Consider the following 23,140-nt stretch of genomic DNA (forward strand, 5'->3'; position numbering starts at 1 on the left):
TTAGGCACACGGTCAGATCGCGGTCCAGTCCAGATGCGACGGGTGACGGTGCGGGCGCGGAGGGTGGCGGCATGGGCAACCGGCCGTGTCCATGGGCGACTTCACGGAGAGCGGGCCCGGCGCGGTCGGCGGGCACCGGCGCGCTGCGCGGCGGAACGTACTTCCGGGAGCGCCTACCCTGGTTTCCATGACCAGCAGCGACCGGAGCCCGGCAGTGGACGTTCAGCAGAGCAAGACGTACGAGATCCGCACCTACGGGTGCCAGATGAACGTCCATGACTCCGAGCGGTTGTCCGGGCTGCTGGAGGAGGCCGGATACGTTCCCGCGCCCAAGGGCGGGGAGGGCGCCGACGTCGTGGTGTTCAACACCTGCGCGGTGCGGGAGAACGCCGACAACCGCCTCTACGGCAACCTCGGGCAGCTCGCCCCGAAGAAGGCCGCGCGCCCCGGCATGCAGATCGCCGTGGGCGGCTGCCTCGCCCAGAAGGACCGCGACACCATCGTCAAGAAGGCCCCCTGGGTCGACGTGGTCTTCGGGACGCACAACATCGGCAAGCTGCCGGTCCTCCTGGAGCGCGCCCGGATCCAGGAGGAGGCGCAGGTCGAGATCGCCGAATCGCTGGAGGCCTTCCCCTCGACGCTGCCCACCCGCCGCGAGAGCGCCTACGCCGCCTGGGTCTCGATCTCGGTGGGCTGCAACAACACCTGCACCTTCTGTATCGTCCCGGCGCTGCGCGGCAAGGAGAAGGACCGCCGGCCCGGCGACATCCTCGCCGAGGTCGAGGCGCTGGTCGCCGAGGGTGTCAGCGAGATCACCCTGCTCGGCCAGAACGTCAACGCCTACGGCTCCGACATCGGCGACCGCGAGGCCTTCAGCAAGCTGCTGCGCGCCTGCGGGAAGATCGACGGCCTGGAGCGGGTCCGCTTCACCTCCCCGCACCCCCGCGACTTCACCGACGACGTCATCGCCGCCATGGCCGAGACGCCGAACGTGATGCCGCAGCTGCACATGCCACTACAGTCCGGCTCCGACCGCATCCTCAAGGCGATGCGCCGCTCGTACCGCCAGGAGCGCTTCCTCGGCATCATCGAGAAGGTGCGCGCCGCCATGCCGGACGCCGCCATCTCGACGGACATCATCGTCGGCTTCCCGGGCGAGACCGAGGAGGACTTCGAGCAGACCCTGCACACGGTCCGGGAGTCCCGCTTCGCCCAGGCCTTCACCTTCCAGTACTCCAAGCGCCCCGGTACGCCCGCGGCCGACATGGACGACCAGATCCCCAAGGCGGTCGTCCAGGAGCGCTACGAGCGCCTGGTCGCCCTCCAGGAGGAGATCTCCTGGGAGGAGAACAAGAAGCAGGTCGGCCGGACTCTGGAGGTCCTGGTGGCCGAGGGCGAGGGCCGCAAGGACGATGCGACGCAGCGGCTGTCCGGCCGGGCTCCCGACAACCGCCTGGTGCACTTCACCCGGCCCGAGGAGCCGGTCCGCCCCGGCGACGTGGTGACCGTCGAGGTCACCTACGCCGCTCCGCACCACCTGCTGGCCGAGGGGCCGGCCAAGGAGGTCCGCCGCACCCGGGCCGGCGACGCCTGGCAGAAGCGCAACGCCGCCCCCGCGCAGCAGCCCAAGGGCGTGCTGCTGGGCTTGCCCACCATCGGTGCCCCGGCGCCGAGCCCGGCGCCGGCCGCCGGCTGCGGCTGCGACTGACCCCCTCCGGCGCGGTCGTCGCCTCGGAGCTGCCGTCTCCGGGGCGTTACGCTGCGTGGCATGCTCGTAGCCGCCGCCATCTGCCCCTGCCCACCGCTGCTCGTACCGGAGGTGGCGGCCGGCGCCGCCCCCGAGCTGGACGCGGTGCGGGCCGCCTGCCTGGACGCGCTCGGCGTGCTCGCCGCAGCCCGCCCCGACCGGCTGGTCGTCCTCGGCCCCGCCGACGAGCCCGGCCGGGGCCGGCACCCGCAGGGTGCCGCCGGCTCCTTCCGGGGCTTCGGGGTGGACCTCCAGGTGACGCTGGGCGCCGCGGAGGACGTGCCAGAGCGGGAACTCCCGCCGTCACTGGCCGTCGGCGCCTGGCTGCTGTCCCGCGCGGACTGGGACGACGCCCCCGTGGAAGGACTGGGCGTGGAGGAGTCACTGCCCCGCGACCGGTGCCTGCCGGCCGGCCGGGAGATCGCCGCGGCCGCGCCCCGAATGGCGCTGCTGGTGATGGGCGACGGCAGCGCCTGCCGGACGGTCAAGGCGCCCGGCTACTTCGACGAGCGGGCCGAGGGCTTCGACGCCGCCGCGGCCCGTGCCCTGGGGGCCGCCGACCTCCCCGCGCTGACCGCGCTCGACGAGCGGCTGGCGGCCGACCTCCAGGCGTCCGGACGGGCCTGCTGGCAGGTCCTCGCGGGCGCGGCCGAGGGCGCCGGCCTGGGCGGCCGGCTGCTGCGCGAGGAGGCCCCGTACGGCGTGGGCTACTTCGTGGCTGCCTGGTCGTAGCGCCCCATGGCACGGCAGCGGCCGCGGGATGACCACCCCGCGGCCGCTGCCGTGCCACGCCTGCTCCGGGCGCGCGGACTACTTCCGCGCGCCCTCGCCGGACTCGTTGTCCGCCGCGGCCCGTGCCGACTGCTGGTGGGGGATCCCGGCGCTCTCGGCGGCCTGCTCGGCGCGCGGCGCGCCGTCGGCGGCCGGTTCCGGAGCCCGCTCGGTGGCGGCCTGCCCGTCCGCCGTCCCCTCCGCGTCACCGGACGTCGCCGACGCCGCGGCTTCACCGGCTTCCCCGGCTTCCGCCGCGGTCGACGCACCCTCGGTGGGCTCGGCGTCGCCCGCGGTGCCGGCGGCCCCCTTGCCCCCCTCGGCACCCTTGGCGCCCTCGGTGTCCTTGGTGTCCTTGGTGTCCGCCGAAGCGGCCGGCTCCGCAGGCTCCTCCGCCTCGGCCGTCACCGCCGCGGCGGCACTCTCCTCCGTCGACGCTTCGGACTTGTGGCGACGAAACCGCGAAAACACACCCATATAACTGCTCCTACGCTCTTCATGTGGCGACGTCCCGGGTCGCCCGGAGCGGACCGGTACGCCGCCCACGGGCGCCGGCGCTGCACCGGATCTCTCGGGACCTCGCAACAGGCAACGACGTCATCGGTAGCCCGTCACGTCGCTCGTTCGAGATGGGGGCGTGAGGTTTGCGAGACTGACGGGGTGAACACCGCCGTTCCCGCTCCGCGGGTCATCGCCGTCGTCGGCCCCACCGCGGCCGGAAAGTCCGATCTGGGCGTCGCGCTCGCCCACCACCTGGGCGGCGAGGTCATCAACGCCGACTCCATGCAGCTCTACCGCGGCATGGACATCGGCACCGCCAAGCTCACGCCCGAGGAACGGCAGGGCGTACCGCACCGCCTCCTGGACATCTGGGACGTCACCCGCGCCGCCAGCGTCGCCGAGTACCAGCGGCTGGCTCGCGCGCAGATCGACCGGCTGCTCGCCGAGGGCCGCACCCCGATCCTCGTCGGCGGCTCCGGCCTGTACGTACGCGGTGCCATCGACGCCCTCGACTTCCCCGGCACCGACCCCGCGGTGCGCGCCCGCCTGGAGGCCGAGCTGGCCGAGCTGGGCAGCGGTGCCCTGCACGCCCGGCTGTCCGCCGCCGATCCCGAGGCCGGCCGCGCGATCCTGGCCGGCAACGGCCGCCGCATCGTGCGGGCCCTGGAGGTCATCGAGATCACCGGCCGCCCCTTCACCGCCAACCTCCCCGGCCACGAAGCGGTCTACGACACCCTCCAGATCGGCGTCGACGTCGAGCGCCCCGAACTGAACGAGCGGATCGCCCGGCGGGTCGACCGGATGTGGGAGGCCGGCCTGGTCGACGAGGTGCGCCGGCTGGAGGCGGCGGGGCTGCGCGAGGGCCGTACGGCCTCCCGGGCCCTCGGGTACCAGCAGGTGCTCGCCCAGCTGGCGGGGGAGTGCACCGAGCAGGAGGCGCGCGATGAGACGGTGCGCGCCACCAAGCGCTTCGCGCGCCGTCAGGACTCGTGGTTCCGCCGGGACCCGCGGGTCCACTGGCTGAGCGGCGCGGCCGATCGCCGCGAGGAACTTCCCGGGCAGGCACTGGCGTTGCTCGAACGACCGGTCACAGCCTGATCACGTCATGGCATCGGGACGCTCCGGCCGTCATCCGGGCCGCTGAGGGCGTGTCATCATCGACCTTCGATCGAGGCGTGCAGTCTGGAGTGGGGAGGGCGCGTGGCAATGGAGGCCGGCCCTCGCAACAGAGCGCAGCAACCGGACAACGGCGCGGATGCGGCACCGCTGACCGACGACGGCCCGGACGTCCGTGACGAGCTGTCCGGCACCGGCGCGCTTCTCGCCCAGGACGCGTTGGACGGCCCCCTCGACGGCTCCGACGGTCCGGACGCCGGCACCGATGCCCCCGGTGAGGGCGGCGAGTCCTTCCGGGAGCTCCGCCCGCCGCGCCGGCTGCGACTGTGGCAGCTCGCGCCGATCGTCGGACTGGCCGCGGTCGGCTCGCTGATGTTCGCCTTCCCCCTCGCCTTCGAGTTCGGCGGCGACGGCGGTGCGGTGATCGCGATGCTCGGCCTGCTGCTGTGCTGCTGCGCCGCCGGCTGGGGCATGATGGCCGCCCGTCGCGTCGGATACACCTGGCCCGGCCTCCCGGCCCGCGGCTCCGGCCGCCGCGCCAACTGGCGCGTGGTCCTGCTGTACGCCCTGGTGGTGGCCGTCCCCGCCTCGCTGGCCATCTGGCGCGTGGCCCGGCTGCGCTGACGCCGGCCCGCCCCGCCGGGATCCCCGCGCTCCCCGTACGATGCAGGGGTGACCAGCACCGCGCGCATCGCTTTCCTCAAGGGCCACGGCACCGAGAACGACTTCGTGATCGTCCCGGACCCGGACGGCCGCCTGGACCTGCCGGCGACCGCCGTCGCCCGGATCTGCGACCGGCGGGCCGGCCTCGGCGGCGACGGGCTGCTGCACGTCGTGCGGTCCGCCGCCCACCCGGAGGCGCGCGACCAGGCCGACCAGGCCGAGTGGTTCATGGACTACCGCAACGGCGACGGCTCGGTCGCCGAGATGTGCGGCAACGGCCTGCGGGTCTTCGCGCGCTACCTGCTCCACGCCGGCCTGGTCGAGCCCGGTGAGCTCGCCGTCGCCACCCGCGCCGGTGTGCTCCGCGTCCACCTCGCCAAGACCGGCGACGTCACGGTCTCGATGGGACGCGCCGTGCTCCCCGAGGAGGGTGTCGTCGTCACGCTCGACGGTCGGAGCTGGCCGGCCCGCAACGTGAACATGGGCAACCCGCACGCCGTCGCGTTCGTCGAGGACCTGGCCCACGCCGGTGAGCTGCGGTCCGTACCGCCGTTCAGCCCAGCGGCGGTTTATCCCGACGGCGTGAACATCGAGTTCGTCGTGGACCGCGGTCCACGCCACGTCGCGATGCGGGTCCACGAGCGCGGCGCGGGCGAGACCCGCTCCTGCGGTACCGGCGCCTGCGCGGTCGCCGTGGCCACCGCGCGCAGGGACGGCGTGGACCCCACCAGGACCGGTACGCCGGTGACATACACGGTCGATGTGCTCGGCGGCAGCCTGTCGATCACCGAGCTGCCCGACGGCACGGTCGAGATGACCGGGCCGGCCGAGATCGTCGCCGAGGGCACCTTCGACCCCGCCTGGCTGACCGCCGCGCTCGCCTGATCGGGACCGGGGCGGACCCCGCCCCGGCCACCCTCACGAGAGACGGGTTCCGGCCAAAAGTTTCGCTCGAACGGGTGGTCTGTATCACTCTGAGCGAGAGGCGGACAGCGCAGCGTGATGGGCTCGATAGCATCAAGCACCGGCCCGGACGTCCCAAGCGACGCGTCCCCCGCCGGTCGACGCTGCCGGAGGTGCCCATGAGCGCAGAGGCCACTAACCCTGGTAACCCTGGAGCAGCGGGCCGCAGGCGCGGCCGCCGCCGACTGGAACTCAGAGGGCTGCGCCGCATCGGCCGGGCCGCGCTCCTCGGCCCGGCCCCGCGCGACGGCCTCCCGCACGCACTCGAACACGTCGCCAAGGTGCATCGCAGGCACCATCCCGAGGCCGACCTGGACATCCTCGCCAAGGCCTATCAACTCGCCGAGTCCTCGCACCGCGGCCAACTGCGCAAGAGCGGCGAGCCGTACATCACCCACCCGCTGGCGGTGACCCTGATCCTCGCCGAACTCGGCGCGGAGACCACGACGTTGACCGCCTCACTGCTCCACGACACCGTCGAGGACACCGAGGTGACGCTCGACCAGGTGCGGGAACGGTTCGGCGCGGAGGTCTGCTACCTCGTCGACGGGGTCACCAAGCTGGAGAAGGTCGACTACGGCGCCGCCGCCGAGCCGGAGACCTTCCGCAAGATGCTGGTGGCGACCGGCAACGACGTCCGGGTCATGTCGATCAAGCTCGCCGACCGGCTGCACAACATGCGCACCCTCGGCGTGATGCGGCCCGAGAAACAGGCCCGGATCGCCAAGGTGACCCGCGACGTGCTGATCCCGCTCGCCGAACGGCTCGGCGTCCAGGCGCTCAAGGCCGAGCTGGAGGACCTGGTCTTCGCGATCCTGCACCCCGAGGAGTACGCCACCACCCGCGCCCTGGTCCTGGAGTACGCCACCCGGCCCGATCCGCTCACCGCGATCGCCGAGCGGCTGCGCACGGTCCTGGACGAGGCCGGCATCGGCGCCGAAGTCCTCATCCGGCCGCGGCACTTCGTCTCCGTGCACCGGGTGCGGCTGGCCCGCCGCGAGCTGACCGGTGCGGACCTGGGACGGCTGCTGGTGCTGGTGGCCGAGGACGCCGACTGCTACGCGGTCCTCGGCGAACTGCACACCTGCTTCACACCGGTCGTCTCGGAGTTCAAGGACTTCATCGCGGCTCCCAAGTACAACCTCTACCAGTCGCTGCACACCGCCATCGCCGGCCCGTCCGGGGAGATCGCCGAGACCCTGATCCGGACCCACCAGATGCACCGGGTCGCCGAGGCCGGGGTGATCGCGCTGGGCAATCCGTACGCGCCGACGGACGGCGTGGACGCACCCGAGGGCGAGCGGGCCGACCCGACCCGCCCCGGGTGGCTCTCCCGGCTGCTGGAGTGGCAGCGCACCACCCCCGACCCGGACACGTTCTGGACCTCGCTGCGCGACGACCTCGCCCAGGACCGGGAGATCACCGTCTTCTGCGTCGACGCGGCAGCGAGCGGCGCGGACCGGCCGGCCGGCGCGGCGGGCGGCGCCATCGACCTGCCGGCCGGCGCGAGTTGTGTGGACGCGGCGTACGAACGACACGGTGAGGCGGCGCACTGTTGCATCGGCGCGCGGGTCAACGGGCGGCTCGCCACCCTCGCCACCGTCCTGCACGACGGCGACAGCCTCCAACTGCTGATGGCCCCGGACTCCGCGGCCGGCCCCTCGCCCGAGTGGCTCGACCACGCCCGTACGCCGGCCGCCCGGCTCACCATCGCCCGGTGGCTGGCCGGGGCGTGCGAGCCCGGCGGTCGCCCGGCGACGCCCGGGGAGGCGCCCGCCGCGGCGCCCCCGGCCGGCCGCCCCAGCGTGCCCCAGGACCGTTCCGGCGCGGTCCCGGCGACCCCGGGCTCGGTCCTCGCGGTGGCGGACCTGCCCGGTGCCGCGGTCCGGCTGGCCGGCTGCTGCACGCCGGTGCCGCCGGACACCGTCACCGGCTTCGCCGTACGGGGCGGCACGGTCACCGTGCACCGCGCCCTGTGCCCGGTCGTGGCCCGGATGGCGGCCACCGGCCGGCAGCCGGTCGGGGTGCGCTGGCGGGGCGCCGGGCAGGGCGGCCACGGCTGCCGGGTCACCCTCCTCGCGGAGGCCTTCAGCCGGCCGCACCTCCTGGCCGACCTCACCGAGGCGATCGCCTCCCAAGGCGCCGCAGTGGTCTCGGCCGCCGTCGAGCCCCCGCACGAACAGCGGGTCCGCCACACGTACACGCTCCATCTGCCGAACGCCGCCGGGCTGCCTTCGCTGATGCGTGCCATGCGCCAAGTACCCGGAGTCTTCGATGTGTTGCGGGCCGGCCGGGCCCGGCAGGCCGCCGTGGCCCGCCCGTGAACGGGTGCCCCGCGAACGGGTGACGCACCGTCAAACCTTCCGCCGGAAAAGCTCCCTGGACGGACGCACGATCCGCCCCCGTTCGGGTGCCGTTTGCCGCCTCGCCCACGGCGGAGGGGGCCGCGTTGGTAGCCGTAGGTCATGTCCCTTCCCTTGCGCCGACCGTCCCGCGACCCCGGTCGCCCCGCCCCTGCCCCCGCCCTGCCGAGCGGCCGGCTCCGGTGGCACGGCCGCCGGGCCGCCGCGCTCGGTCTGGCCGCCGTCGCCACCCTCGGCCTGGCCGACCCGCACCCCCTGGGGGCGCAGGGACTCGGCGACCGGCTCTTCCCCACGCTCGGCAACCCCGGCTACGACGTCACGTCCTATGACGTCTCCCTGGACTACTCCGGCCACAACGACCGGCTGCTGGACGCGACCACCGAGATCACCGCCCGCGCCACCACGGAGCTCGACCACATCAACCTCGACTTCGCCCGCGGCACGGTGCGCTCCGTGCGGATCGGCGGGGCACCCGCCGAACACCAGCAGCACGGCGAGGACCTGGTGCTCACCCCGGCCGCCCACATCGCGGCGGGCCAGGAGCTGAAGATCTCCATCCAGCACACCAGCGACCCCCGGGGCACGAGCGACGGCGGCTGGATCCGTACCACCGACGGGCTGGCGATGGCCAACCAGGCGGACGCCGCGCACCGCGTCTTCCCCTGCAACGACCACCCCTCCGACAAGGCGCTCTTCACCTTCCACATCACCGCGCCCCAGGAGCTGACCGTCGTCGCCAACGGCCTGCCCCAGGGATCCGCCCGCCGGGCCGCGACCCGTACGTGGACCTACCGCACCACCCACCCGATGGCCACCGAGCTGGCCCAGATCTCCATCGGGAAGTCCAGCGTGCTGTTCCGGCAGGGGCCGAACGGCCTGCCGATCCGCGACGTCGTACCGACCGCGGACCGCGCCGTGCTGGAGAAGTGGCTGACCAAGACCCCCGACCAGATGGCCTGGCTGGAGCGCAGGCTCGGCCGCTACCCCTTCGAGACCTACGGCGTGTTGATCGCCAACGCCCGGACCGGCTTCGAGCTGGAGACCCAGACCCTCTCGCTCTTCGAGAAGGCCATGTTCACCTCCGGTCAGCTGCCCCGCTGGTACGTCGAGTCCGTGATGGTGCACGAGCTGGCCCACCAGTGGTTCGGCGACAGCGTCAGCCCGCGCCGCTGGTCCGACGTCTGGCTCAACGAGGCCCACGCGACCTGGTACGAAGCGCTCTACGCCCAGGAGAAGGGCGACTTCCGGGCCTCCCTGGACGCCCGCATGCGGCAGGCGTACGAGCAGTCCGACGGCTGGCGCGCCGAGGGCGGGCCGCCCGCCGCGCCCAAGGTCCCCCAGCCCGGCGAGAAGATCAGCCTCTTCCGCCCGATCGTCTACGACGGCAGCGCGCTGGTCCTGTACGCCCTGCGGCAGAAGATCGGCACGGCCGCCTTCGAGCAGGTCGAACGCGCCTGGGTGACCGAGCACCGCGACGGCGTGGCCGACTCCGCCGACTTCATCGCACTCTCCTCCAAGGTCGCCGGCCAGGACCTGTCGGGCTTCTTCCACGGCTGGCTGTACGGTGCCCACACGCCCCCGATGCCGGGACATCCGCTGTGGCTGGCCACAGGGCGGTTCGGGCACCCCGGAAAACCCGCCAAGACCGGAAAATCCGCGTGACGGCCCTCCGGGGCCGTGCGACCATCGTCGGGTCGACGAGGACGGGACCGGGGAATCTCCGGGGCGGTTCGTTCGTTGACACCAGCGACAGTCCCGGTGGGGTCACCCGGCCCCGATGAGGGCTCCCAACGACGCAAAGGATCAAATGACCTCCTCTTCTTCCCTTCCGCAGGACCGGCAGCGCCTCCCCGAGGGCCTTCGGGCCGACGCCCTGATGGAAGAGGACGTCGCCTGGAGCCACGAGATCGACGGGGAGCGTGACGGCGACCAGTACGACCGCTCGGAGCGGGCCGCGCTCCGCCGGGTCGCGGGTCTCTCCACCGAGCTGGAGGACGTCACCGAGGTCGAGTACCGACAGCTCCGTCTGGAGCGGGTGGTACTGGTCGGCGTGTGGACCTCGGGCACGGTGCAGGATGCGGAGAACTCCCTCGCCGAGCTCGCCGCGCTGGCCGAGACCGCCGGCGCCGAGGTGCTCGACGGTGTCATCCAGCGCCGTGAGAAGCCGGATCCGGCCACGTACATCGGCTCCGGCAAGGCCGCCGAGCTGCGTGACATCGTTCTCGAATCCGGCGCGGACACCGTGGTGTGTGACGGTGAGCTCTCCCCTGGCCAGCTGATCCACCTGGAGGACGTCGTCAAGGTCAAGGTGGTCGACCGGACCGCCCTGATCCTCGACATCTTCGCCCAGCACGCCAAGTCCCGGGAGGGCAAGGCGCAGGTCTCGCTGGCGCAGATGCAGTACATGCTCCCCAGGCTCCGTGGCTGGGGTCAGTCGCTGTCCCGACAGATGGGTGGCGGTGGCTCCGCTTCGGCGGGCGGCGGCGGTATGGCCACCCGTGGTCCCGGTGAGACCAAGATCGAGACGGACCGGCGGCGGATCCGCGAGAAGATGGCGAAGATGCGCCGGGAGATCGCGGAGATGAAGACCAGCCGGGACCTCAAGCGCCAGGAGCGCCGGCGCAACAAGGTCCCCTCGGTCGCCATCGCCGGCTACACCAACGCCGGCAAGTCCTCCCTGCTCAACCGCCTCACCGGCGCCGGCGTCCTGGTGGAGAACGCCCTGTTCGCCACCCTGGACCCGACCGTCCGGCGGGCCGAGACGCCCAGCGGGCGGCTCTACACCCTCGCCGACACCGTCGGTTTCGTCCGGCACCTGCCGCACCACCTCGTCGAGGCGTTCCGCTCCACGATGGAGGAGGTCGGCGAGTCCGACCTCATCCTGCACGTGGTCGACGGCTCGCATCCGGTGCCGGAGGAGCAGCTGGCCGCCGTGCGCGAGGTGATCCGCGACGTGGGTGCGACGGACGTGCCCGAGATCGTGGTCGTGAACAAGGCCGACGCGGCCGATCCGCTGGTGCTCCAGCGGCTGCTGCGCCAGGAGAAGCACGCCCTGGTGGTCTCGGCCCGTACCGGCGAGGGCATGGCGGAGCTGCTGACCCTCCTCGACGCGGAGCTCCCCCGGCCGCAGGTCGAGATCGAGGTACTGGTGCCCTACACCCAGGGCGCCCTGGTCTCGCGGGCGCACGCCGAGGGCGAGGTCATCTCCGAGGAGCACACCCCGGAGGGCACGGTCCTCAAGGCGCGGGTGCACGAGGAGTTGGCCGCCGAGTTCCAGCCGTTCGTGCCGGCCGCGTAACGGTCCGGCAGGACGCCCGGCGCACGACGCCGAAGGCCCGCCCCCACTCCCGGGGGCGGGCCTTCGGCGTACCTGAGGGCGAGGGGGTGGTGCCGCACAGGGCACCACCCCGTCATCCGGCTACTGCTTGCTCGCCCACTTCTTGCTCATGTTGTCGAACATGGCCTTGGCCTCGGGGCCGAGGTGCGGGCCGGCCGACCAGCTGGCCGGACGCGGACCCATCGACATGTTGGAGACCAGCACCGGCTTGCCGTCGGTGCCCTTGATGAACCAGGGGCCACCGGAGGAGCCACCGGTCATGGTGCAGCCGATCCGGTACATGGTCGGCATCTTGGCGTCCCTCGACAGCCGGGTCGGCTTGTCGGTGCACTGCTGCTGCGCCGCACCGTCGAACGGCGCCTCGGCCGGGTAGCCCTGGGCGGTCAGGCTCGGGATCTTGGCCATCGCCGGGGCGTTGAAGTCGACCTCGTACGCGCCGCCGGCCATCTCTTCGAGGGACTTGCCGCCGGTGCCCGTCTCCGGCTTCACGTGCATCAGCGCGAAGTCGTACGGAGCCATCGGCACGCCCGGAACGGCGCCGCCGTCCTTGATCCACTCCTGGGACGTCGCCATGTCGTCCGCCCACCACTTGCCGGACGGGACGCGCTCCTCGAACGGCTTGTTCTTCAACTCCGCGGCGGAACCGCCGGTCTTGTTGAAGTTCGGCACGAACATCATGTTGCGGTACCAACCGCCGTTCTTGCCGGCGTGCACACAGTGCGCCGCGGTCCACACCAGGTTCGACTTGCCGGGGTGCGCCGGGTCCTTGACGACGGTGGCGGAGCACCGGGACTCGCCCTCGGGGGTGCTGAACAGCAGCAGGCCCACGCCGGGAGCGGTGGAGGTGTACGGGGTCTTGACCGGCTGAGCGGGGACGGCGGCCGGCTCAGGATCGGTCTTGCCCTGGTCCTCCGAGATGTCCTCGGGCTTGCTGGGGTCCTTGGGCGGCTTGACCTTGTCGATCTTGTCCGGGTCCCAGAAGTTCTTGATGATCGGGTTGATGAACTGTCCGGCTTCCCGGAGCCACTTGTCCTTGTCCCAGTTCTTCCACTCCCCGTTCTTCCACTTGTCCAGGTCGATGCCGTGTTCCTTGAGCTTGTCCTGGAGGTCCTGGGGAATCTTGATCTCACCCCCACCCGTGCTGTCGGCCGCGGACTGACTGGGATTGGCGTCCGCGTGGGCGCCCTCCGGACCGCAGGCGGTGACGGTCATCGCCAGGACGGCGGAGAGGGCGGCGGCGGCCAGGACTGGCCGTCGTATTGGGCGCATGGGTTGGGTCCCCCCGGTGAATCGGACTGAGCCGGTGTGGCTTGAGCGGAATGCGTCGGTCGAACTTGTCATGAACGGCAAGATCCCGGCGCAGCACACCACTATGCCGGTGACGATGGGGACGGCGGTACTCGGGCCCCCGGTTCCCAGCCGTCAAGGATCTTGCTCTCGGCCGTGATCCGGCGTCGTCACCGTCGTTGGTACATACGGGGGACGGCCGGGCTGCCTGCGGGGCCCGCGCGGTATTCAGCAGCTCACCAAGCAGGAGGACACAACTGCCGTGGCGTTGACCGATATCGTGCCGGCGGCCGCGCCGCCGGCACACGAGGGGATCCTGCGCCGGCAGTCCCTGCGTGAGTCCGCTGCCCGTACGTACGCGCGCTCGCTGCCCATCGTTCCGGTGCGCGCCCGCGGGCTGACGATCGAGGGCGCCGACGGCAGACGCTACCTCGACTGCCTCTCCGGGGCCGGGACGTTGGCGCTCGGCCACAACCACCCGGTGGTGCTGGAGGCGATCCGCGCGGTCCTGGACTCCGGCGCACCGCTGCACATCCTCGACCTGGCCACGCCCGTCAAGGACGCCTTCACCACCGAGCTGTTTGCCACCCTGCCACCACAATTGGCGGAAAAGGCCCGCATCCAGTTCTGCGGCCCGGCCGGCACGGACGCCGTCGAGGCCGCCTTCAAACTCGTCCGCACCGCCACCGGCAGGGACGGCCTGATGGCCTTCTCCGGCGCCTACCACGGCATGACCGCGGAGGCGCTGGCCGCGTCCGGGGGAGCGCAGCACACCAGCGTGGTCCGGCTGCCCTACCCGTACGACTACCGCTGCCCCTTCGGGACGGGCGGGGAGCGCGGTGCCGAACTCGCCGCCCGTTGGACCCAGAGCCTGCTCGACGACCAGAAGAGCGGCGTGCCCCGGCCGGCCGGAATGATCCTGGAGCCCGTCCAGGGGGAGGGCGGGGTGATCCCCGCACCGGACGACTGGCTGCGGCGGATGCGGGAGCTCACCGCCGCCCGGCAGATCCCGCTGATCGTCGACGAGGTGCAGACCGGAGTCGGCCGCACCGGCGCCTTCTGGGCCGTCGAACACAGCGGGATCGTGCCCGATGTGATCGTCCTGTCGAAGGCGATCGGCGGCAGCCTGCCGCTGGCGGTGATCGTCTACCGCGAGGAACTGGACGCCTGGCAGCCCGGTGCGCACGCCGGCACCTTCCGCGGCAACCAGCTCGCCATGGCCGCCGGTGCCGCCACCCTCGCCTATGTGCGTGCCCATCGACTCGCCGAACGCGCCGGTGAGCTCGGCGCCCGGATGCTCGCCCGGCTCCGCTCCCTCGCCGGTGCGCACGACTGCATCGGCGACGTCCGCGGGCGGGGGCTGATGCTCGGCGTGGAGATCGTCGACCGGGACGCTGATGCCGACCCCACCGGCGCCCGCCCCGCCGACCCACAGCTCGCCGCCGCGATCCAGCACGCCTGCCTGGACCGCGGGTTGATCGTCGAACTGGGCGGCCGGCACTCCGCCGTCGTCCGGCTGCTGCCACCCCTGACCATCACCGACGAACAGGCGGACGCGATCCTCGACCGCCTCGCCGACGCCATCACGGCGGCGGCCCGCACCACCCCCGGGCCGACGGGCTCGTCCCCCACGACACTGCGAGGCACCTCCGCATGAACGAACGCCCCGGCGCCGACAACGCCCAGCCCGGCGAGAGCGCCCCCGACCGGCCTCAGAGCGCCGCCACGATCGAGTCCGTACCGCGCCAGCAGCGACGCACCCCGGACGACGACTGCCACCGGCAGACCCACGAGGGCCCGGCGCAGACCGGCCCGCGCGGCACCGCCGGGCCGTACGACCGGTCCCGGCACGGTGACCACGACCCGCTCGACCATCCCGATCCGGCAGTCGCCGCCGACGCGGCCGGTATCGAGCACCTGCTGCGGTGCTGGTTGCGCGAGAACGGCACGTCCCGCCCGGCCGGCAGCCGGCTGCGCATCCCCCTGAGGGCGGCCGCGAGCGCCCTGCACGTCCCCGTCCGCTACTGGTCGCCCACCGGCTGGCACCGCCTGGGCGCGCCCACCCTCGAAGGCGCCCCGGCCGGTGCCGCCCCGCTGGACGCCGTCACCCTCGCCGCGCTGCTGCGCCGGGAGGCCGCGCACGGCGGGGACCGGCGGGCCTCGGACGGCGGTGAGCACCGGGTGGCGGACGCCGACGAGCGGTCCGATCCGCAGGGCGAGGCCGCGCAGACACCGGACGGCGACGGCGCCGAACTCGTCGGACGGGTCGCCGACTCCGTGCGCAACGTGGCCACCTTCCTCGCCGACCGGCGTGCCCGGCCCGCCGACGACCACAGCGCCCTCTTCCTCGAAGCCGAGCAGTCCCTGCTCTTCGGGCATCCGCTGCACCCCACCCCCAAGAGCCGCGAGGGCCTCTCCGCCGCCGAGACCCGCGCCTACTCGCCCGAACTGCGCGGTGCCTTCCCGCTGCACTGGATGGCCGTGCACCGCTCCGCGCTCGCCGCCGACTCCGCCTGGACCGAACGCGGCAAGGCCGTACCGGCAGAGCAGCTCGTCGTACGGCTGGCCGGGGAACGGCTCCCCCTTCCGGACGGAACGGTGCCGCTGCCGCTGCACCCATGGCAGGCACGGGAGCTCGCCGACCGTCCGGACGTCGCCGCCCTTCGGGATGCCGGCGTGCTCCACGACCTGGGCGCACACGGTCCCCGCTGGCACCCCACGTCCTCCGTCCGCACCGTCTACCGCACCGGCGCGGACGCCATGCTCAAGCTCTCCCTCGGGCTGCGGATCACCAACTCCCGCCGGGAGAACCTCCGCAAGGAGCTGGTGCGCGGCGTCGAGGTGCACCGACTGCTGCGCACCGGCCTCGCCGAGCAGTGGCAGGCCGCCCATCCGGGCTTCGACATCGTCCGCGACCCGGCCTACCTGGCCGTCGACGGCCCCGACGGCGAACCCGTACCGGGCCTGGACGCCGTCATCCGCCACAACCCCTTCACCACCACCGACGACGCGGTCTGCATCGCCGGCCTCACCTCCCCCCGGCCCTGGCCCGGCCACGCGGGCGTGCGCTCCCGGCTGGAAGACCTGGTGGGCACGCTCGGTGCGCGCACCGGCCGCCCCCCTGGCGCGGTGGCCACCGAGTGGTTCCTGCGCTACCTCGAAGCGGTCGTACGGCCCCTGCTGTGGCTCGACGGCACCACCGGCGTCGTCCTGGAGGCCCACCAGCAGAACACCCTGGTGCTGTTGGACCCCGAGGGCTGGCCGGCCGGCGGCCGCTACCGCGACAACCAGGGCTACTACTTCCGCACCTCGCGGCGCGCCGAGCTGGAGCGGCGACTGCCCGGTATCGGCACCGTCAGCGACACCTTCGTCGCCGACGACGTCATCGACGAGCGCTTCGCCTATTACCTCGGCATCAACAACGTGCTCGGGCTCATCGGGGCCTTCGGCGCCCAACGCCTGGTCCGCGAGGAGATCCTGCTCGCCGCCTTCCGGCGGTTCCTCGCCGACGCCGCCACGGCCCCCCACGCACACCGCTCGCCGCTCCCCGAGCAGCTGCTGTCCGCTCGCACCCTGCGCTGCAAGGCCAACCTCGCGACCCGGCTGCACGGCCTGGACGAACTCGTCGGCCCGGTCGAGACCCAGTCCGTCTACGTCACCCTGCCCAACCCCCTCGTCCCCTGACCCGCTGCACGTCCCCACCGCCGACACCCACAACCCGTCCCCGGCGCCGACGCCCCGCGACCCACAAGGCCACGTGGCATCCGGCCATGAGAGGAGAGCGTCGCCGTGCCCCACCCCGACTCCGGCCTCAGCTCGAGCTCCCACCGCACCGTCGACCTTCCGTTCCCGCCGCACGGCGGTGCGCTGCTCGCCGATGGCCACCGGCAGCCGGCGTCCCCCGGGCTCCCGGGGGCCGGCCCGCTGCTGGACGACCTGGCCGGCTGGGGGCCGGCCGACACCCCGGCCGGCCCGTTCGAGCTCGTCCCCGTCGAGCTGACGCGCGACCTCGACCGGATCGCCGCCTGGATGAACGATCCGGCCGTCGCGGCCTTCTGGGAGCTGTCCGGGCCGCCGGAGACCACCGCCGCCCATCTGCGCGGCCAGCTCGACGGCGACGGCCGGAGCGTGCCCTGCCTCGGGGTGCTGGCCGGGGTACCGATGAGCTACTGGGAGATCTACCGTGCCGACCTGGACCCCCTTGCGCGGCACTACCCGGCCCGTCCCCAGGACACCGGGATCCACCTGCTCATCGGCGGCGCCGGCGACCGCAGCCGCGGCCTGGGCAGTGCACTGCTGCGCGCCGCCGCCGACCTCGTACTCGACCACCGCCCGCACTGCACACGGGTCGTCGCCGAGCCCGACCTGCGCAACACCGCCTCCGTCGCAGCGTTCCTGACCGGGGGCTTCCGCTACTCCGACGAGCTCGAACTCCCGGGCAAACGCGCGGCGTTGATGGTTCGCGACCGCGCCCACCGCCACCTGCTCTGACCCCGGGGCCGTCGGTCGACGGCCCCGGTCCGGTCCGCCGTCCACCCCGCCGCCCCGGTTGTCCCCCGTACGTGCCGGGGCGGTCCCGCCTCGAGGAGTCCCGCCTTGTCTCCTGAACCCCAGCCTTCGCACCGCTCCTGGCAGCACGCAGCGCGCCGACTGTTCGCCAAGACCCTGGCGGAGTTCGCGTACGAGGAAATCCTCACCCCCGAGCCCGACGGCACCGCCCCGGACGGCACCGCGCAGTACCGCCTGCCGGTCACCGACGACCTCGTCTACCGTTTCCGCGCCCGCCGTGGTGCCTACGGGCACTGGCGCGTCGATCCCGACTCGATCACTCCCGACTCCGATCCCTTCCGCTTCCTGACGCACGCCCACGACACCGTCCTGGGCCTGTCCGGCGACACCACCGGCCACCTCATCCGCGAGCTGACCGCCACCCTCGCCGCCGACACCCGCCTCGACGCCACCGCCCTCAGCGCTGCCGACCTTGCCGACCTGGACTACGCCGCCCTCGAAGGCCACCAGACCGGCCACCCCTGGCTCGTCGCGAACAAGGGCCGGCTCGGCTTCTCCGCCGCCGACGCGGCGACCTGGGCACCGGAGGCCCGTACCGCGCAGCGCCTGCCCTGGCTCGCCGCGCACCACCGCATCGCCCGCTACCGCGGTATCCCCACGCTCGCCACCCCCGATCGTCTCTACGGCGAGGAGCTCGACCCCGCCACCCGGCACGCCTTCGCGCGCACCATCAGCGACGAGGGCCAGGACCCCGCCGACTACCTCTACCTCCCCGTCCACCCCTGGCAGTGGGACGAGACCATCGCCCCGCTCTTCGCCCCGCAACTCGCGGACAGATCCATCATCGCGCTGCCCACTGACAACGACCTCCGCCTGCCGCAGCAGTCGATCCGCACCTTCCTCAACATCAGCCGGCCCGAGGCCCGAACGGTCAAACTGCCGTTGTCCATCCTCAACACCCTGGTCTGGCGCGGTCTGCCCACCGAGCGGACCCTCGCAGCGCCGGCCGTCACCCGCTGGGTGCACGGACTGCGCGACGCCGACCCCTTCCTGCGCGACGAGACCCGGGTGATCCTGCTCGGCGAGATCGCCTCCGTCACCGTCGAGCACCCGCTCTACGACCGGCTGCCCGGCGTCCCCTACCAGTTCAAGGAGCTCCTCGGCTGCATCTGGCGCGAGCCGATCAGCGGCCGGCTCGACCCCGGTGAACGGGCCCGCACGCTGGCCTCGCTGCTCCAGACCGACCCCCGGGGCCGCGCCCAGACCGCGGAGCTGGTGCACCGCTCGGGCCTGGCCCCGCGCGCCTGGCTGAGCCGGCTGTTCGCCGCCCTGCTGCCGCCGCTGCTGCACTTCCTCTACCAGTACGGCACGGTGTTCTCCCCCCACGGGGAGAACGCCATCGTCGTCTTCGACGAGCACGACATCCCCACCCGCCTCGCGGTCAAGGACTTCGTCGACGACGTCAACACCACCTCCCAGCCGCTCCCGGAGCACGACTCCATGCCGGACGACGTGCGCACGGTGCTGTTGACCGAACCGCCCACCTTCCTCACCCAGTTCATCCACTCCGGGCTGTTCGTCGGCGTCTTCCGTTACCTCGCGCCGCTGTGCGCGGACCAACTGGACGTTCCCGAGGCCGAGTTCTGGTCACTCGTACGGGCGGAGATCCTGCGCCACCACGAGCGCTTCCCCGGCCTCAAGGAGCGGTACGAGACCTTCGACCTGCTCACTCCGCGGATCGAGCGGCTGTGCCTGAACCGCAACCGTCTGCACGTGGACGGCTACCGGGACCGCGACGAGCGCCCGCACGCCGCCGTGCACGGCACCGTCGCCAACCCCCTGTTCGCACCGTGACCGGGGCGGCTGTCAGTGGTCCCGCGTAGGCTTGCAGCGCTATGACGAAGCCCTCCCTCCCCGATCTGCTGCACGCCGCCGTCACCGCCGTCGGCGGCACCGAGCGCCCCGGTCAGGTGGCGATGGCCGAGGCCGTCGCCGAGGCCGTGGACGAGAACTCCCACCTGCTCGTCCAGGCCGGCACCGGCACCGGAAAGTCCCTCGGCTACCTTGTGCCGGCGCTCGCCCACGGCGAGCGGGTGGTGGTCGCCACGGCCACCCTCGCGCTACAGCGTCAGCTGGTGGAGCGCGACCTTCCGCGTACGGTCGACGCGCTGCACCCGCTGCTCCGCCGCCGCCCGGAGTTCGCCATGCTCAAGGGCCGGTCGAACTACCTGTGCCTGCACCGCCTGCACGAGGGCGCCCCGCAGGAAGAGGAGGACGGCCTCTTCGACGTGTTCGAGCAGGCCACGCCGACCAGCAAGCTCGGCAAGGACCTGCTGCGGCTGCGCGACTGGGCGGACGAGACGGAGACCGGGGACCGCGACGACCTGACCCCCGGCGTCTCGGACCGAGCCTGGGGGCAGGTCTCGGTCTCCTCCCGGGAGTGCCTCGGCGCCTCGAAGTGCGCGTACGGGGCGGAGTGCTTCGCCGAGGCCGCCAGGGAGCGGGCCAAGCTCGCCGAGGTCGTGATCACCAACCACGCGCTGCTCGCCATCGACGCGATCGAGGGCGCACCGGTCCTCCCGCAGCACGAGGTCCTGATCGTCGACGAGGCCCATGAGCTGGTCTCCCGGGTCACCGGCGTCGCCACCGGCGAGCTCACCCCCGGCCAGGTCAACCGCGCCGTGCGCCGGGCCGCCAAGCTCGTCAACGAGAAGGCCGCGGACCAGCTCCAGACCGCCGCGGAGACCTTCGAGCGCCTGATGGAGCTGTCCCTGCCCGGCCGCCTGGAGGAGATCCCCGAGGAGCTCGGCTACTGCCTGATGGCGCTGCGGGACGCCGCCCGTACGGTGATCGCGGCGCTCGGCTCGACCCGCGACAAGTCGGTCCAGGACGAGGACGCCGTCCGCAAGCAGGCCCTGGCGTCGGTGGAGAACGTCCACGCCGTGGCCGAGCGCATCGCCAACGGCTCCGAGTACGACGTCGTCTGGTACGAGCGGCACGACCGGTTCGGCGCCTCCCTCCGGGTGGCCCCGCTCTCGGTCTCCGGCCTGCTGCGCGAGAAGCTGTTCGAGGACCGCTCCGTCGTGCTCACCTCCGCCACCCTCAGGCTCGGGGGCGACTTCAACGGCGTCGCGGCTTCCCTGGGCCTGGCCCCGGAGGGGACCGGGGGCGAGGACGTACCGCCGTGGAAGGGTCTGGACGTCGGCTCGCCCTTCGACTACGGCAAGCAGGGCATCCTCTACGTGGCCAAGCACCTCGCCCAGCCGGGCCGGGAGGGCAGCCGCGGCGACATGCTCGACGAGCTCGCCGAGCTGATCGAGGCCGCAGGTGGCCGGACCCTCGGCCTCTTCTCGTCCATGCGCGCCGCACAGGCTGCCGCCGAGGAGCTGCGCGGCCGTCTGGACATGCCGATCCTCCTCCAGGGCGAGGAGACCCTCGGCGAGCTGATCCGGACCTTCGCGGCGGACGCCCGTACCTGCCTCTTCGGGACCCTTTCGCTCTGGCAGGGCGTCGACGTCCCCGGCCCGAACTGCCAGCTGGTGGTGATGGACCGGGTGCCGTTCCCGCGCCCGGACGACCCGCTGATGAGTGCGCGGCAGAAGGCCGTGGAGGAGGCGGGCGGCAACGGCTTCATGGCCGTCGCGGCCACCCACGCCGCCCTGCTGATGGCGCAGGGCGCCGGGCGTCTGGTGCGCGCCACGGGAGACCGCGGGGTGGTCGCCGTCCTGGACCCCCGCGTCGAACGGGCCCGCTACGGCTCCTTCCTCCGCAAGTCCATGCCGGAGTTCTGGTACACCACCGACCGCAACCAGGTCCGCCGCTCGTTGGCCGCCATCGACGCGGCCGCGAAGAAGGCCGCCGATTCCTGACGAGGGCGGCCGTGGTCCAGCGGCAAAAACGAGCCCCGGAACCGGCGCAGTGGTTCCGGGGCTCGGTCGTGAGGGGTGGGTCAGACGCGCCGCAGCACCGCCACCACCTTGCCGAGGATCGTGGCCTCGTCGCCGGGGATCGGCTGGTACGCGGCGTTGTGCGGCAGCAGCCACACATGGCCGTCCTCGCGCTTGAAGCGCTTGACGGTGGCCTCGCCGTCGAGCATCGCGGCCACGATGTCGCCGTTCTCGGCGACCGGCTGGCGGCGGACCGTGACCCAGTCGCCGTCGCAGATCGCGGCCTCGATCATGGAGTCACCCACGACCTTCAGTACGAACAGCTCGCCGTCGCCGACCAGCTGGCGGGGGAGCGGGAAGACGTCTTCGACCGACTCCTCCGCGAGGATCGGGCCACCGGCGGCGATCCGGCCGACCAGCGGGACGTAGGACGCGGCGGGCTTGCCCGCGGTCTCCGTCGCGGCGGTGGTGGTCTGGTCGGAGCCGCGCACCTCGTACGCCCGGGGGCGGTGCGGGTCGCGCCGGAGGAAGCCCTTGCGCTCCAGGGCCATGAGTTGATGGGCGACGGACGACGTGCTGGAGAGCCCGACGGCCTGGCCGATCTCGCGCATGGACGGCGGGTACCCACGCCGCTGTACCGAGTCCCTGATCACCTCGATCACCCTGCGCTGGCGGTCGGTGAGGCCTGAACTGTCCGCGCGGATTCCTGGGGGTCGGCCTGGCAGCGAACGGGCGGGCTTCTGCTCTTCGGAGTCCAACGTGGCGTCGTCCATCGGTGACCGCTGTGCCTTCTGCGGATGTTCGAATCGGCTCTGGGAGTGGCTTTGTGCGGTGATGGTCGCGCTGTCTGCGGTGGTGGTCACGTCGGCCCCTCTCGAAATGTTCTCCCTAGTTAGCCAACGGTAGTTGCTTTCGAAAGGTTGCGCCAAACACACGTTCGAGTGAAATATTCACTGATTGGCTGACCCGATCAAGTGGCTGGGTGTATGGCCGAAGGGCGTTCCGTGGGCTCCGTCGTCCGCTTCCGCCCGGCTCCCGCAGCCCGGCCGATTCTGTCACCCCCGCCCCGCCGCACGCCCCGCCGGGGGGCTTCCCGTACCCTCGTGGGCGATCGCGCGGCCCGCCTCCGCCGCGACACGCGGTAGGCGAATGTAAGCGGGCCGACACCACATCTAGTGGTTAGATGCGTTCGCCCGCCCAGAAGTTGTGGTGCCTGGTCCTTCAGGGGTCCGGGAATCGCCTATGCTGGTGGCTGCTCCGAGGGGCCCGCAGGGGTCCGACGGGGTTATTCGTCGTACGCCGGGATCGATGGCGTACGTACGTCCGTATATCGAGGGTGAGGAGGGTGGAGCCATGCACTGCCCCTTCTGTAGGCACCCCGACAGTCGGGTCGTCGACAGCCGGACCACGGACGACGGGACGGCTATCCGTCGGCGCCGTCAGTGCCCCGACTGCTCCCGCCGTTTCACGACCGTCGAGACGGCGTCGCTGATGGTGATCAAGCGGAGCGGGGTCACCGAGCCCTTCAGTCGCAACAAGGTCATCGCGGGAGTGCGCAAGGCGTGCCAGGGTCGCCCGGTCACCGAGGACGCCCTCGCCAAGCTCGGCCAGCGGGTCGAGGAGGCGGTGCGCGCCACCGGCAGTGCGGAGCTGTCCACCCACGACGTCGGGCTGGCCATACTGGGCCCGTTGCAGGAACTCGACCTCGTCGCGTACCTGCGCTTCGCGTCCGTCTACCGGGCGTTCGATTCACTTGAGGACTTCGAGGCGGCCATCGCCGAGCTGCGGGAGCAGCGCGAGCAGGAGCCGCCCGGGCAGGAAGGCGGGACCGGCGGGGAGGCCGGCGGCCCGGCCGTTCCGGTGCCCGCCACCGCCGCCGACTGAGCTCGGCGCGCATCCAGGACCTGTATCGGGGCGAGAGCAGGGCGCCCCGGTATCAGAAAGACAAACACCGTGCCACGGAATGCGTGCGCACATATGGGCGTTTGCCCGTATA

Annotated in this window: 17 protein-coding genes; 14 read left to right on the forward strand and 3 right to left on the reverse strand. The window is 72.6% G+C overall.

Going from position 1 to position 23,140, the window contains the following annotated elements; all coding sequences use genetic code 11:
* Positions 1 to 187: 187 nt before the first annotated feature.
* Together miaB and AB0C96_RS17575 are read left to right on the forward strand one after the other, a co-directional pair.
* Positions 188 to 1,708, forward strand: coding sequence for a tRNA (N6-isopentenyl adenosine(37)-C2)-methylthiotransferase MiaB (gene miaB / locus AB0C96_RS17570; RefSeq protein WP_362918341.1), 1,521 nt, complete (start codon positions 188 to 190; stop codon positions 1,706 to 1,708).
* A gap of 60 nt (positions 1,709 to 1,768) precedes the next feature.
* A complete protein-coding gene (locus AB0C96_RS17575) occupies positions 1,769 to 2,479 on the forward strand; it encodes a class III extradiol dioxygenase subunit B-like domain-containing protein (RefSeq protein WP_362918343.1) in 711 nt (236 codons plus the stop codon).
* Between the two features lie 78 nt (positions 2,480 to 2,557).
* Here the strand turns inward: AB0C96_RS17575 and AB0C96_RS17580 are convergent, their stop codons facing one another.
* Positions 2,558 to 2,995 (reverse strand): hypothetical protein, encoded by a 438-nt coding sequence (locus tag AB0C96_RS17580; RefSeq protein ID WP_362918345.1) that lies wholly within the window; start codon positions 2,993 to 2,995, stop codon positions 2,558 to 2,560.
* 183 nt (positions 2,996 to 3,178) lie between these two features.
* On the opposite strand from AB0C96_RS17580, the gene miaA reads away from it, so the two are divergent.
* The 6 genes from miaA (at position 3,179) to hflX (ending at position 11,422) form a co-directional block, all read left to right on the forward strand.
* Positions 3,179 to 4,117 carry a tRNA (adenosine(37)-N6)-dimethylallyltransferase MiaA gene (gene miaA, locus AB0C96_RS17585; RefSeq protein ID WP_362918347.1) on the forward strand — a complete coding sequence of 313 codons (939 nt, stop codon included), beginning with the start codon at positions 3,179 to 3,181 and terminating at the stop codon, positions 4,115 to 4,117.
* A gap of 108 nt (positions 4,118 to 4,225) precedes the next feature.
* A complete protein-coding gene (locus AB0C96_RS17590) occupies positions 4,226 to 4,759 on the forward strand; it encodes a hypothetical protein (RefSeq protein ID WP_362918349.1) in 534 nt (177 codons plus the stop codon).
* 48 nt (positions 4,760 to 4,807) lie between these two features.
* Complete coding sequence (gene dapF, locus AB0C96_RS17595) at positions 4,808 to 5,683, forward strand: diaminopimelate epimerase (protein ID WP_362918351.1); 876 nt, start codon at positions 4,808 to 4,810, stop codon at positions 5,681 to 5,683.
* A 197-nt stretch (positions 5,684 to 5,880) separates the two neighbouring features.
* Complete coding sequence (locus AB0C96_RS17600) at positions 5,881 to 8,085, forward strand: HD domain-containing protein (RefSeq protein ID WP_362918353.1); 2,205 nt, start codon at positions 5,881 to 5,883, stop codon at positions 8,083 to 8,085.
* Between the two features lie 141 nt (positions 8,086 to 8,226).
* Positions 8,227 to 9,786, forward strand: coding sequence for a M1 family metallopeptidase (locus AB0C96_RS17605; protein ID WP_362918355.1), 1,560 nt, complete (start codon positions 8,227 to 8,229; stop codon positions 9,784 to 9,786).
* A gap of 145 nt (positions 9,787 to 9,931) precedes the next feature.
* On the forward strand, positions 9,932 to 11,422 hold the full coding sequence (gene hflX, locus AB0C96_RS17610; RefSeq protein ID WP_362918357.1) for a GTPase HflX: 1,491 nt from the start codon (positions 9,932 to 9,934) through the stop codon (positions 11,420 to 11,422).
* 120 nt (positions 11,423 to 11,542) lie between these two features.
* Here hflX and AB0C96_RS17615 read toward each other — a convergent pair whose 3' ends face one another.
* Positions 11,543 to 12,730, reverse strand: a complete 1,188-nt coding sequence (locus AB0C96_RS17615) for a hypothetical protein (RefSeq protein WP_362918359.1) — start codon at positions 12,728 to 12,730, stop codon at positions 11,543 to 11,545.
* A 280-nt stretch (positions 12,731 to 13,010) separates the two neighbouring features.
* Here AB0C96_RS17615 and AB0C96_RS17620 point away from each other — a divergent pair, with 280 nt between their 5' ends.
* From AB0C96_RS17620 to AB0C96_RS17640, 5 genes are all read left to right on the forward strand, one after another.
* Complete coding sequence (locus AB0C96_RS17620) at positions 13,011 to 14,405, forward strand: diaminobutyrate--2-oxoglutarate transaminase family protein (RefSeq protein WP_362918361.1); 1,395 nt, start codon at positions 13,011 to 13,013, stop codon at positions 14,403 to 14,405.
* Entirely contained in the window at positions 14,402 to 16,432 is a 2,031-nt protein-coding gene (locus AB0C96_RS17625) for an IucA/IucC family protein (protein ID WP_362918363.1), read from the forward strand. Before AB0C96_RS17620 ends, AB0C96_RS17625 begins: the two co-directional genes overlap by 4 nt.
* 183 nt (positions 16,433 to 16,615) lie before the next feature.
* Positions 16,616 to 17,239 carry a GNAT family N-acetyltransferase gene (locus AB0C96_RS17630; protein WP_362918492.1) on the forward strand — a complete coding sequence of 208 codons (624 nt, stop codon included), beginning with the start codon at positions 16,616 to 16,618 and terminating at the stop codon, positions 17,237 to 17,239.
* 105 nt (positions 17,240 to 17,344) lie between these two features.
* Complete coding sequence (locus AB0C96_RS17635) at positions 17,345 to 19,111, forward strand: IucA/IucC family siderophore biosynthesis protein (protein WP_362918365.1); 1,767 nt, start codon at positions 17,345 to 17,347, stop codon at positions 19,109 to 19,111.
* A 41-nt stretch (positions 19,112 to 19,152) separates the two neighbouring features.
* Complete coding sequence (locus AB0C96_RS17640; RefSeq protein ID WP_362918367.1) at positions 19,153 to 21,126, forward strand: ATP-dependent DNA helicase; 1,974 nt, start codon at positions 19,153 to 19,155, stop codon at positions 21,124 to 21,126.
* Positions 21,127 to 21,206: 80 nt separating this feature from the next.
* On the opposite strand, the gene lexA is transcribed toward AB0C96_RS17640, so the two are convergent.
* Positions 21,207 to 22,007 (reverse strand): transcriptional repressor LexA, encoded by an 801-nt coding sequence (gene lexA, locus AB0C96_RS17645; RefSeq protein ID WP_362918369.1) that lies wholly within the window; start codon positions 22,005 to 22,007, stop codon positions 21,207 to 21,209.
* 490 nt (positions 22,008 to 22,497) lie between these two features.
* Here lexA and nrdR point away from each other — a divergent pair, with 490 nt between their 5' ends.
* Entirely contained in the window at positions 22,498 to 23,028 is a 531-nt protein-coding gene (nrdR, locus tag AB0C96_RS17650; protein WP_362918494.1) for a transcriptional regulator NrdR, read from the forward strand.
* The last annotated feature ends 112 nt before the right edge of the window (positions 23,029 to 23,140 follow it).

This window comes from Streptomyces sp. NPDC048506, assembly GCF_040651315.1.
Taxonomy (GTDB): Bacteria; Actinomycetota; Actinomycetes; order Streptomycetales; family Streptomycetaceae; genus Streptomyces.